Source organism: Marinobacterium litorale DSM 23545, from assembly GCF_000428985.1.
GTDB lineage: Bacteria > Pseudomonadota > Gammaproteobacteria > Pseudomonadales > Balneatricaceae > Marinobacterium_D > Marinobacterium_D litorale.
Window position 1 is genome coordinate 1 of record NZ_AUAZ01000003.1, and the last position, 12964, is coordinate 12964.

General features: G+C 54.7%; 9 protein-coding genes. 8 read left to right on the forward strand and 1 reads right to left on the reverse strand.

Translation table 11 applies throughout. From position 1 onward, the window contains the following. From G403_RS22030 to fliS, 4 genes are all read left to right on the forward strand, one after another. Positions 1–309, forward strand: a 309-nt coding sequence (locus tag G403_RS22030; RefSeq protein ID WP_036232425.1) for a flagellin, incomplete at its 5' end; no start/stop codon positions are given. Positions 310–419: 110 nt separating this feature from the next. Continuing rightward, entirely contained in the window at positions 420–746 is a 327-nt protein-coding gene (locus G403_RS0103035; RefSeq protein ID WP_036232479.1) for a flagellar protein FlaG, read from the forward strand. 103 nt (positions 747–849) lie between these two features. Continuing rightward, positions 850–2886, forward strand: coding sequence for a flagellar filament capping protein FliD (gene fliD / locus G403_RS0103040; RefSeq protein WP_027852675.1), 2037 nt, complete (start codon positions 850–852; stop codon positions 2884–2886). Between the two features lie 54 nt (positions 2887–2940). Beyond that, on the forward strand, positions 2941–3348 hold the full coding sequence (gene fliS / locus G403_RS0103045; RefSeq protein ID WP_036232427.1) for a flagellar export chaperone FliS: 408 nt from the start codon (positions 2941–2943) through the stop codon (positions 3346–3348). A gap of 273 nt (positions 3349–3621) precedes the next feature. Here the strand turns inward: fliS and G403_RS25610 are convergent, their stop codons facing one another. Beyond that, complete coding sequence (locus G403_RS25610) at positions 3622–6657, reverse strand: flagellin N-terminal helical domain-containing protein (protein ID WP_051298475.1); 3036 nt, start codon at positions 6655–6657, stop codon at positions 3622–3624. A gap of 253 nt (positions 6658–6910) precedes the next feature. Here G403_RS25610 and G403_RS22045 point away from each other — a divergent pair, with 253 nt between their 5' ends. The 4 genes from G403_RS22045 to G403_RS0103070 all read left to right on the forward strand — a co-directional run bounded on the left by G403_RS22045 (position 6911) and on the right by G403_RS0103070 (position 12887). Beyond that, positions 6911–8905 (forward strand): peptidase U32 family protein, encoded by a 1995-nt coding sequence (locus G403_RS22045; protein WP_051298477.1) that lies wholly within the window; start codon positions 6911–6913, stop codon positions 8903–8905. A 72-nt stretch (positions 8906–8977) separates the two neighbouring features. Beyond that, a complete protein-coding gene (locus tag G403_RS0103060; RefSeq protein ID WP_027852677.1) occupies positions 8978–10420 on the forward strand; it encodes a sigma-54 dependent transcriptional regulator in 1443 nt (480 codons plus the stop codon). Then, complete coding sequence (locus tag G403_RS22050; protein WP_051298479.1) at positions 10417–11520, forward strand: sensor histidine kinase; 1104 nt, start codon at positions 10417–10419, stop codon at positions 11518–11520. The genes G403_RS0103060 and G403_RS22050 overlap by 4 nt, the downstream gene beginning before the upstream one ends. Continuing rightward, the gene (locus G403_RS0103070; protein WP_027852678.1) at positions 11517–12887 is read left to right on the forward strand and encodes a sigma-54-dependent transcriptional regulator; all 1371 of its coding nucleotides are present in this window, start codon (positions 11517–11519) and stop codon (positions 12885–12887) included. Before G403_RS22050 ends, G403_RS0103070 begins: the two co-directional genes overlap by 4 nt. Positions 12888–12964: the final 77 nt, after the last annotated feature.

Sequence of the window (12964 nt, forward strand, 5' to 3'; positions counted from 1 at the left end):
ATAGCAAGCATCGATATTTCGACAGTATCGGGTGCTCAGAAGGCCATTGGCGCGATCGACAACGCACTGGATACCATCAACTCAACCCGAGGTGATCTCGGTGCGGTGAACAACCGTCTGGACTTCACCATCAACAACCTGTCCAGCATCTCCGAGAACGTGTCTGCTGCACGGTCTCGAGTAGAGGATGCGGACTTTGCGAAGGAATCTGCAGCGCTGTCCCGCTCTCAGGTTCTGCAGCAGGCCGGTACTGCAATGCTGGCCCAGGCTAATGCCGCACCGCAGCAGGTACTGTCACTGCTGCAGTAAGATTCAGGCTGATACCCTGATAACAAGACCGCTCCCAGGGGGGGCGGTCTTCCTGAATCCGAGGTAAGGTTATGAGTATCGAAACCTCTGGTTTGCCTCCGCAAACCCCAATGCAAGGTTCATCTTCCCGCCAGTTGCCTGATGTGCAGGCTCAGGAAGTGGCTCAAGCGGCTCAAGCCAACGCTCAAAAAAACGCTGAGCAGACGGAGCTTTCGGTAGAGAAACTGCAGGCTGCTGTCGAGAAAATGAACGAATTGATGCAGAACGGCCAACGTTCTCTTAATTTCTCTGTCGATGACTCGACGGACCAGGTTGTGGTCAAGGTGCTGGATACCAGTACCGATGAAGTGGTTCGCCAAATACCCTCAGAGGAAACTTTGAAATTCGCCGAGTACCTGGAAGGGATGGTCGGCCTGATCTTTGACCAGCAGGCCTGACGGCCGCGGGTCGGTTTCTGCTAGACTTAGGCGTATAGATTCAGTAGAAACCGGTCCCTGACCCCATTCTCAAACAGGGCGGCATTATCGTGAGGCCAAGCCCATGTCCAATATAATCTCTTCACTTGGTGGTGGTTCCGGCGTCGACACTACCAGCTTGGTTTCCAGCCTGGTTGAGGCTGAGCGTGCACCCCAGGAAAGCCGTCTGGATCGTCGGCAGGACAAGCTGGAAGCCCAGATCTCCGCCTACGGTACCCTTAAAAGCGCACTTTCAGAGTTTCAAGGGGTGCTCTCGCCCCTGGCAAATGCAGATACCTTTAATGCGCGTTCTGTGGCTTTCCCGGAAACGGATATTATTACCCCCAACTCCTTGGATGCGGGCGCACAGACTGGCAGCTATCAGATAGAAGTATTGGATGTGGCCAGTGCGCAAACCTTGGTGATGGGCAGTAACAGTGACCAAAAGGCCGCGCTTGGGGCTAGTGGCGAGCTGAATATCCAGTTCGGTGCCTGGACCTACACCGGTAGTGATCCCACAGGCTTTGCCGTCAATGACGGTAAAGCTGCATTGAATATTACCATCGAGGCATCGGATTCACTCAAGACGATTGCTGACAAGATCAATGATACTGACTCTGGCATCCAGGCCAGCGTTATGAAGGTGGATGATCAGTATCAGTTGATGCTGACTGCCCCCTCGGGCGAGGACAACGCACTTCAGATTACCGGTAATGACCCTTCTCTGTCAGGCTTTGAGTTTAATAGCGGCAGCTTTGCCTCTGTTACCGAAACCCAGCAGGCCAGTGATGCGCGTCTTAAGGTCAATGGTCTTGAGGTACGCCGCCAAACCAATGAAATCGACGATGTGATCACCGGTTTCAACTTTACGCTCAATAAAGCAGCGGAAGGCGAGAAGCTGAACTTCTCGGTGGATGCTGATACCGCAGTCGCGGAGCAGGCCATTCGTGATTTTGTCGAGGCATATAACAGCCTTTACGAAACCACCAAAAACCTGACCGGTTACTCCAAGGATGAGAACAACAATACCGTTCGGGGCGATTTGGCAACGGATGGCACCGCCAAGGCGCTTATTCGTCAGCTCCGTAATATGGTTGGTACACAGGTGCCGGGCGTAGAATCCGGTTTTACCGCATTGACCAATGTGGGCATACGCACCGAATTGGATGGCACACTCTCCATTGAAGAGGATGAGTTCAGTGCGGCGATCAGCCAAAACTTTGAAGAGGTTGCCAATCTCTTTGCTCAAAATACCAGCAGCGGCAACAACTACGTTGATGTAGGTACAGGAACACGTATTACCGGGACTAAAGCCGGTAACTACAACGTAGAGATTACTCAAGACCCATCGAAAGGTTTTGTAACGGGTAATGCCATTGTAGGCACTCTGTTTGATACACCGCTGGATACCAGCGCTGGTGACTACAGTTTTCAAATCAGTGTAAACGGGACGAAGTCCGACACCATTACGCTGAGCGGTACCTACAACTCTGCGGATGAGGTGCGCGCAGAGCTTCAGTCGCTGATCAATGGTGATGCTAAGTTAAAAGCGGTGAACTCTGCCGTGGATGTAAGTTACGATAGCGATACAGGTACATTCAGCTTCATCTCCCGCGAATATGGTAGTTCATCGAAAGTGAGCTTCTCAAACGTGGGTGCGGATATGGCCAATCTAGGCGTAACCGATGCATTGAGCGGCACTGTCGGTAAGGATGTGGTCGGTACCATTAATGGCCAGGCCGGTTTTGGGGCGGGTGAAGTATTGCTGCCGGATCTGGAAAGCGACGCCTACGGGCTTAACCTCTCAATAAGACCCGGTGCGGCTGCTGAAGGTGCTTTTCAGATCAATTTCTCGCGCGGTATGGGTGGTGAGCTTACCCGGCTGATTGATCGGTTCCTGGCCAGCGATGGTGTTATCGCCAGCCGGGAAGATAATATCGACAATCAACTTGACGGTATTCAGGATGACCGGGAAGAATTGGATCGTAAAATTGCGATTTATGAAGAGCGTCTTACCGCTCAGTTCCTCGCGATGGAGCAGGTGGTTTCCAGTCTGAATGCAACCGGTGATTCACTGGACGGTATTCTTGATCGTTTACCCTGGACAGCCCAAAACGGCTAATGAATACTCACTAACCCTCTCGCGGAGTCGGTCCGCGTAATTGGTGGAATAGATATGAATATTAACGCGCTCAAGCAGTACAAAAATGTGGATTTGAATGTAGCAGTGGAGAATGCAACGCCCCACGAGCTGGTTTCAATGATGTTCAAGGGCGCGCTGGAGGCGTTGGCCAAGGCTAAGGGTGCGATTGAGCGCAACGACATCCAGTTACGTACACAGCAGATCAACAAAACCACCGAGATTATTGTTAACCTCAAGGGTACATTGAACTTTGAGCAGGGTGGTGAGATTGCTGAAAACCTGGATGCGCTCTACGACTATATGATCCGTACGCTGATGCAGGCGAACCGTGAAAACAGTGGAGAGAAAGTGGCTGAGGTTGCCGAGCTGGCGTCGGAAATCTTCCAGGGGTGGGCGGGTATCCCGCCGGAAGAGCATCACAAGTCTTCGTTTGTAGAATAATTAAACGCTTTCAGGTATTTCCCGGCATCTGCCTTCGGCTCCTGCCGGGCTACCTATTCCCGCCATATGATCAACACCCCGTAGCCCGGCACCCCACCGCAGTATCACCATTCCATAGCCTGGCAGCAGCGAAGCGAATCCCGGGACTTATTCGCCTGCGATTCCCTCCACTTCACGCTTAAGCTCGCAACCCTTTAGCCAAGGCTATAAAAATAAGGCGGGATCTTCGTGAAATCCCGCCTTCTATTCAGGAAGTGAAAAGCTGGTAATCCGTTAACGAAGCAGTGACAGTACTTGCTGTGGCATGGCATTGGCCTGCGCCAGCATGGCGGTTCCGGCCTGTTGTAACACCTGAGCCCGTGACAGCGTCGCAGACTCTTTTGCAAAATCCGCATCCTCAACGCGAGAGCGCGCCGCGGAGATGTTCTCGGAAATGCTGGAGAGGTTGTTGATAGTAAAATCAAGGCGGTTGTTTACCGCACCGAGCTGAGAGCGGAACTGATCGATCTGCTCCATGGCGTTATCCACCGAGCTTATCGCTTTTTGGGCACCTGCGACTGTACTGATATCCAGCCCACTCAAGGTGCTTCCACTGATCCCGCCTTGGGCGCTGTTGACTTCCAGCCAGCCGGTTGTGCCGACCGGTGTATTCCCCAGCTCCAGAGAGATGGCTGAACCATCAAGGCTGCGTAGAGAAATTCCGGCTTTGGCACTGGTCCCGTCCTGGACATCGGTTGCTTCGCCGTTAGCCGCTTCTGTCGCCGAAGAGATAAACTTGGCGCCGCCACCGCTGGGGTGTCCAAAAGCCAGCGCGGCGGTAGGCCCTAAATCGGGTACGTCCGAAAAGGTAATAGGCGCATTTCCTTCCAGAATAATATCGTTTCCGTGGATGCGAGCGCTTATTCCTGTATCTCCGGTAAAGCTGTTAAACGTCTCTGCCAGTTCCTGAATGCTGGCATCATTACCAATCCCGGTCATCACAACACCGTTGAGTGCAAAATCCCCCCAGCTGTTGTTGGACCAGGTATCGTAATCAAATCCGCCCAGCTTGAGTGTGCCGGATGAGTAGAGGCTGGCGACCACGCCGGTTTCATCGGAGATGGCGTTGATAGCATCTATTTTACCGTAGAAGGTGTCGGTATCCGTTACATCCACTTCGACCCCGTTGATTTCTATTTGGCCCTTCTCCCAGGCCGTGTTGGGCTCGGTAAGACCCACACCGTTGATGACACCGGGGTCCGGGCTTTCACGAAAACCCAGAAAGGCAAGATCAGCCAGGGTGCCGGTTAAACCACGCTCAACGGTAATGGTTTCTCCTCTGTCTGAGGAGAGCACCAGTTGTGCGCTGGCACTGATGGTGCCCGTGCTATACCCATCGGGTAGCTGAAGATCGAAATTAATGGGTCCGCCCGTGGCTGTGTTAGGCAGTACCGAGGTGGCGGTGAGTATAGAGCCCCCGACGTAGTCGGCACCTGCGATACTACCGGTATCGGTGTCGCCGCTTTGCAGGTTCATGGAGACTGTCCCAAGGCCTGAATAGGTGGCGCTTCCGGTCACGGCTTCAGTCAGATAGTCTTCAACGTTTGCGTAGTAGAATGTTTCAAATGCGGTCAGGCCTGTACCGGTTCCCCAGTTTACTCCGGAGTTAACCAATGCTGCGTCGAGGTTGAAACCCACTTCTAAATCATCAAAAATGTCGCTAATGCTTTGACCTCCGGCGCTGGCTAATCCATCCTCCATCATTTTCAAGGCAACATAGCCTGCCGAATAACCGAGGCTATCAGAGGGTGAGCCGCTCGTCATTTTCAGAACGCCGGGGTCTGCAAAGGCAGCAATGCCGTCGGCTAGCGTCCCTGCAGGAGGAATATTCGCGGAGATATCTCCCAGTACACGGCTGTCTGCACCGTGTAAGAGTTCTGAAACGCCCTCAGTAAAGAAGCCGGGCAGGGCGGTGTTGACGAGTGCAGGAATCTTCGCTGCCATTACAGCGTGTACCATTTCATGAGCTATGATGCGGTCATTGTAATAAGGGTCAGAGCCTTCCAGGCTCACGAAGTCCGCCATATCAACAACCAGCTTTAAATCACCTGAGCCGCTCCAAACGGCTGCTATCCGACCGCTGGCTCCATCTGAACGAAGATCGTCTAGGTTTCCCACGAAATCTGAAAGGTCGCCAGTCAGCGTCCCGTCAGTTTCCGCGAATATTAGATCTATCGGCGTGTCGTTTCCCGCAGTTAGCCCAAAGTAATCGGTGATCAGCGTCTCTGCTTCTCTGATCCAGTCCTGGGACAGGCGATCAATAATATTTTGATGGATCGAGCTACCTGCGCCGGTGCCGGCGGTAATACCGGTTGCGCCGGAACTATCGGTAACGGATAGGGTCGCTAAGCCTGTGCCTGAGAGCATCAAGCGGCCATCGTCAGTGATATCGGCCGCCAGGTTGCCCCCGGATTTCTCTACGATGGCATCGGCGAGTTCTTGCAGAGAGTTTGTGTTGTTGACACTGATAGATACCTGCTCGCCGGTTGCGAAGCGGTAGGTGATATCCACGCTATCGCCGCCACTTAATATGCCGCTGCCTCCGGCGCTAGCTTCCAGCTCAACATAGGCCTCGGCGGTAACCCCGGATATGGAGTTGGTGATTTTATCGATAAGCGTTTGGACGCTGTCGCCACTGGCTATGCGTTCAATACTCTGTCCGTTGATCTTGAGGTCACTGGGCAGTATGGAGTTTGCGATCTCGCCATTACTATTCAGGGTGATCGCGCTGCTTACCAGATCTCCGCTTAAGCCCCTCAGGCCAAGTTCGCTGGAGTGGGTGGATTGCAGTTCCAGTCCTATTAGCTCGTTTGCCGACGCGCCCACCTGCAGGTCAAGTTTGTCTGTTTCACCGCTGAGTAGTTTCAGGCCGTTAAAGGTGGTGGTTTCGGAGATTCGGTCTAACTCTTTCACCAGTTGCTGTACTTCGGCATTGAGGGTGGAGCGGTTGCCGTCGGAATAAGTGCCGTTGGCGGATTGGATAGAGAGCTCACGGATGCGTTGAAGAATATTGGTGGACTCGACCAGCGCCCCTTCCGCTGTTTGAATCAGGGAGATACCATCATTGGCATTGCGAACCGCTTGATTGAGGCCCCGGACTTGAGACGTCATCCGGTTAGCGATCGCGAGCCCCGCCGCATCATCCGCAGCATTGTTTATGCGTCGGCCAGAGGTCAGACGCTCCATAGCGGTATTTAACGACTCAGCATTACTGGCCAACTGACGTTGGGCGTTCAGCGAGCTGATATTACTGTTAATGATAAGCGCCATGTGTGGCCCATCCATCTGTCCGAGCCCGTTTGAGCGGGCTGCTAACGACTGCGAATAAATTCCTACTTTTTGATATCGGCCGGATGTGAGAGCTCTTGAGGTTTTTTGGTTTTTGTTTGGAGATAACTACGATCCTGCATATGGTTCATCGAGCACCCGGTTAGGGTTTCTCCACAAGAGCGGTTAGAATTCCCGCATCCTGTTACCCAAACGAAGATGTAACCGGCCGTTATGGCGGTTGCCGGTGAACCCCATGCTCAAGAAAAACCAGCTCGAACTCCTAAGCCCCGCCCGTGATGCCGGTATCGCCAGAGAAGCAATCCTTCACGGTGCCGATGCTGTGTACATTGGGGGCCCTGGCTTTGGCGCCCGCCACAATGCGGCTAACTCCGTTGAGGATATTGCCGCTTTGGTGGGGTTTGCTCATCAATATCACGCCAAGGTGTTTGTTACGCTCAATACCATTCTCCACGATGACGAGCTGGAGCCTGCGCGGGCGCTGATTCACCAGTTATACAACATCGGCGTGGATGCCTTGATTGTGCAGGATATGGGCATCATGGAGATGGATATCCCGCCGATTGAGATCCACGCCAGTACCCAGTGTGATATTCGCCGGCAGGAGAAGGCGGAGTTTCTGTCACAGGCCGGTTTCTCGCAGATCGTGTTGGCTCGCGAGCTGAATTTGCAGCAGATTCGGGAGATCAGCAACAGCGTTGATGCCGCTGTCGAGTTTTTTATTCATGGCGCCCTCTGTGTGGCGTTTTCGGGGCAGTGTAATATTTCCCATGCCCAGACCGGCCGCAGCGCCAATCGGGGTGATTGTTCCCAGGCGTGTCGTTTGCCCTATACCCTGAAAGACGACAAAGGGCAGGTGGTGGCCTATGACAAGCACCTGCTTTCGATGAAGGACAACAACCAGACCGATAATCTGCGTGCACTGGTCGATGCCGGTGTGCGGTCGTTTAAAATCGAAGGACGTTACAAGGACGTCGCGTACGTTAAAAACATCACGGCGCATTACCGCAAACTGCTGGACGAGATTCTGGCGGAACGTACCGATCTTGAAAGAGCATCCAGCGGTGTGACTGAACACTTTTTTCAGCCGGACCCGGATCAGACCTTCCATCGCGGCAGTACCGATTATTTCGTGTCAGACCGCAAAATCGATATCGGTGCCTTCGACTCTCCCAAGTTCGTGGGGTTGCCTGTCGGTGAGCTGATCGGTGTGGGTAAAAAAGACCTTACGGTTCAGACCACCACAGAGCTTAACAACGGCGACGGCCTCAATGTGCTGGTGAAACGCGAGGTTGTCGGTTTTCGGGTTAACAATGTTTACCCGCTGTGTGATTTTCCCTCCGGTGAAGATGACGGTGTGCATTACTGGCAGTACCGCGTTGTGCCCAATGAGATGCCGGCAGAGCTGGCTAAGGTTCGCCCGCCGCTTAAGCTTAATCGCAACCTGGACCATGACTGGCAGCAGGCACTCACCAAGACCTCGGCAGAGCGCAAGGTACTGGTAAACTGGCAGCTGGAGTGCAGCGCAGAAAGCCTCAGTGCATCGGTCGTCAGTGAGGAAGGTATAGAGATTTCTGCCGAGCTGGAAGGTCCGTTCGATGCAGCAAAAAACGTCGAAAAAGCGCAGCAGCAACTGCGCGACAGCTTTGCCAAGTTGGGCAATACCATCTATCACGTGGAAAATTTCAGCATGACTGGAGACGCTCGGTTTATTCCGGGCTCACAACTCAAAGCCCTGCGCAGGGAGATGATCGAACAGCTGTCAGAGGCTCGACTAAAAGCACACCCGAGAGGGATGCGTAAAGCGGTCAGTGATCCCGCCCCTGTGTATCCCGATACTCAGCTGTCGTTCCTCGATAACGTCTATAACGAAAAGGCGCGCGCCTTTTACAAACGCTTTGGTGTGCAGCTGATTGAAGCGGCATTTGAGGCCCATCAGGAAACCGGAGATGTACCGGTGATGATCACCAAGCACTGCCTGCGTTTTTCGTTCAACCTGTGTCCCAAGCAGGCTAAGGGTGTGACGGGTGTGAGAACCAAGGTCAGTGATATGCAGCTGGTCCATGGCGATGAAGTCCTGACGCTGAAGTTCGATTGCAAACCCTGTGAAATGCACGTGGTCGGTAAGATTAAACCGCATATTTTCAATAGCGTATTGCCCGGCAGTAATGCCGGTGGAGGCGCTCATAGCTTTGATCCTGCCAGTTTGATTGCTGTTAGCCGCGATTGAGCCTGTCAATTCCTTGACATTCGTCTGAGGTTGAGTACCTTGTCAGAATACTGACGCAACCCGGATTAACCGATGCACCATAGCGGTTCTACTATACTGATCATCGATGATGCCCTGGAGCGACGCGCTCATCTGCAAGGGATCTGCGAGTTTCTGGAGCTCCAGTGTCATGTTTTTGACTTTGTGACCTGGCTGCAGGAAGGCAAGCGTTTTCCGTTAGCCGGTGTCGGCGTTATTTTTCTTGGTGAAAGTAGCCTTCCGATCTCTCTGAGCAAGCTGGTGGCGGAGCTTGATCTGCCAGGCCAGGTGATGCCCAAGGTACTTGTCAGCCGCCAATCGGAATTGGCCGGCGAGAGTGATCAAACGCCGGGGCTGTTTGGGCCGTTGTCGGAGCCCTACCGCTACACTGAGATGCTGGATATTCTGCATCGCTGTTCGCTGTTTGTGTCGCAGCAGGGAGGCGATCCCGTTCCTGAGCTGGATATGCTGGTTGGGCAAAGCCCCCCGATTCAGGAGGTTAAACGGCTGATCGCGCAAGTGGCGCAACGTGATATCAGCGTGATGATCACCGGCGAATCTGGCACCGGTAAAGAGGTCGTCGCGCGCTGCCTGCATGAGCAGTCGCTGAGGGCTGAGGGGCCTTTTGTACCGGTTAATTGCGGTGCGATCCCGGGAGAGTTGTTGGAAAGTGAACTGTTTGGCCACGAGAAAGGGGCCTTCACCGGCGCAATTTCCAGCCGCGCAGGGCGCTTTGAGCTGGCTCAGGGCGGCACGCTGTTTCTGGATGAAATAGGCGATATGCCTTTGCCCATGCAGGTCAAGTTACTCCGCGTGCTGCAGGAGCGCCAGTTCGAACGGGTGGGGGGCACCAAAACACTTGAAGCCGATGTGCGTATCATCGCTGCGACCCATAAGGATCTTGAGTCGATGATTGCGGCCGGCGACTTCCGGGAAGACCTTTACTACCGCTTAAACGTTTTCCCCATCGAAATGCCCGCTTTGCGCGAGCGTCTGGATGACTTACCGCTGCTCGTAAATGCTTTGCAGTCCCGGCTTAAGGAGGAGGGCATTGGTAGTTTTCGGTTTCATCCCTCTGCGCTGGAGTCGTTGCTGAAACACCCCTGGGATGGCAACGTTCGCGAACTCTCCAATCTGATGGAGCGGTTGGCGATTATCTATCCGGATGCGGTGGTGGGCGTGTCGGAGCTCCCAGCCAAGTTTCGCCATGTTGCAGAGCCAGATCCCGAGCGTTACGCGTCTCAGGGGCCCACCAGGACCGACCCGATCTCTGATCATCCTCTGTCCCAGCAGGTTCAGCCGTTCACGCCGGGCGGGGTCCAGCTTCCGGAGGAGGGCATAAAGCTTAAACCCTATCTTGAAGAACTTGAGCAGTCGCTGATCAACCAGGCGTTGGATCGATGCGATTACGTGGTTGCCCGTGCAGCCGATGAGTTGGGGGTGCGGCGTACCACGCTGGTGGAGAAAATGCGCAAGTATGGAATTTCCCGGCAATGAGCAAAACAGAACTGGCCGCGTTGCGGGAAGAGCGAGACCGGCTGGCTGCGCAGGTCGAAAAGCTCGAGCAGGAGGGCGTGGCAGCTCAGCGGCTGAGGCGCTTGATCGACCAGATGCCCAGTGGGGTTCTGGTGATCGATAACCGCGGTATCATTACCGAACATAACCCTGCCGCTCAGGTGTTGCTGGGCACTGAACTGGGCCTGCAGCGTTGGGTGGATGTGATCAACGCCTGTTTCGCCCCCCGGCCTGATGATGGTCATGAGGTGTCCCTGAAAAACGGTAAACGCATTAGCCTGGCGACACGCGCCCTGGAAGGGGAGCCCGGGCAGTTAGTCTTTCTCTCCGATCAAACGGATACCCGGCTGCTTCAGTCCAAGCTTCATCACTATCAGCGGCTGTCTGAAATGGGGCGGATGATGGCATCGCTGGCTCATCAGGTCAGAACGCCGCTTTCCACGGCGCTGCTTTATGCCAGCCACTTGATGAGTGCGGACCTGACCGAGGAGCAGCGGATCCGGTTTGCCTCCAAGGTTAAGTCTCGCCTGACGCACCTGGAGCAACAGGTGCGCGATATGCTGATTTTTGCTCGCGGTGAAACCAAGCTGGAAGATCGTGTGAGTGCGCGTGAGCTTGAGACGAGGATCGATGACCTGCTCGATACGCCCCTGGCTCAGGCAGATGCCGACTGCCAGTTGATCAATGAAGCGCCCGATCTAATCATTCAGTGCAATGTAGAGGCGCTGACAGGTGCCATACTGAGTTTGATCACCAATGCGCTCCAGGCCTGTGGCGAGGGCGCTGAATTAACACTCAGGCTGGTCGCCGAGGGGAGCTTCCTGCGCATCGACGTGATCGATCAGGGGCCGGGTATGAGTGAAGAACAGGTGGTCCAGGCGCTGGAGCCATTTTACACCACTAAATCCCATGGTACGGGGCTGGGGCTGGCGATAGCCCAGGTGATTGCCCGAGCACATCATGGGGAGTTTCAGCTGCGCTCAATCAAGGGGCAGGGAACCTGTGCCACCTTTTTGCTACCTTCTCTGAGAGCAGAGTCACACAACGCTGCAGACCAAACAACGGATGGACGGGAATCATGAGTGTACGTGTCTTGATCGTGGAGGATGACCAAGAGTTGCGCGAAGCGCTGGTCGATACGCTGGAACTCTCCGGTATCGATCACCTCCAGGCGGCCAATGGTGAAGAGGCAGTGGTTGTGATGCGTGATCAGGGGGCCGATATGGTCATCAGTGACGTCAACATGCCGGGCATGGATGGGCACGCGTTGCTGGCTCATCTGCGCCAGAACTATCCGGCGGTGCCGGTGGCGCTTATTACGGCTTTTGGACAGGTGGAGAAGGCAGTGGAAGCGATCCGCTCCGGAGCCGCGGACTACCTGATGAAACCCTTCGAGCCCGATCAGCTGGTGGACTTGGTACGCTCACACGTGGGAGCAGGCGGCAAAGCACTGGCCGGGCGGGATGAGCCGGTGGCGGAGTCAGCCGGCAGTCGTCAGCTGTTACAGCTGGCGCAACGTGTTGCTCAGACCGATTCGACCGTCCTGATAACCGGTGAGTCTGGCACCGGCAAAGAGGTGTTGGCACGCTATATTCACGACCATTCAGCGCGCGCCGGTGCGCCTTTTGTTGCGATTAACTGTGCCGCGATTCCTGAGAATATGCTGGAGGCTACGCTGTTTGGTCATGAAAAAGGCGCCTTTACAGGTGCGTATGCCAGCGCGCCCGGGAAGTTCGAGCAGGCAAATGGCGGTACCCTGTTACTCGATGAAATCAGCGAAATGGACCTGGGCCTTCAGGCCAAGCTATTGCGGGTACTTCAGGAGCAGGAAGTGGAGCGTATTGGTGGACGCAAAACCATTTCACTGGATGTTAGGGTGCTGGCGACCAGTAACCGCAAGCTGGAAGAGTATGTGGCGCAGGGGAGCTTCCGTGAGGATCTTTACTACCGCTTAAATGTATTCCCGCTGCAGTGGCAGCCTCTGCGAGAGCGGCGTGACGATATCGTGCCGTTGGCGCGCCGAATCCTGGCCAGGCACAGCCAAAAAATGAAACGCAGTGCTGCACGTTTTTCCGCCACAGCGGAGGCGGCACTGAGAGAACATGACTGGCCCGGCAATGTTCGCGAGCTGGATAATGCGATTCAGCGCGCGCTGATTTTACAGCCGGGTAGCCTGATCGATTTGCAGGATCTGCATCTGGCCGGGGGCGCGATACCGCTGCACACATTATCCACACCCGAGCCGGCGGAGCGTGTCCCGGAGTCTGAGCCGGAGGAGACTCCCGGGGTTCTGGGGCAGGATCTGCGGCAACGGGAGTACCAGCTGATTCTGGATGCGCTTAACGCTTGTGGGGGGAGTCGCAAGGACGCCGCCGAAAAGCTGGGAATCAGTCCTCGAACCCTGCGATACAAGCTGGCGCGAATGCGCGAAGAGGGTATCGAGTTCTGATCATTGCATAAAAACCTTCAATATTCGTGACTATACTCTGAATTGGAGCTGAAGCGGGTGGTGAACACCTGTAGCGT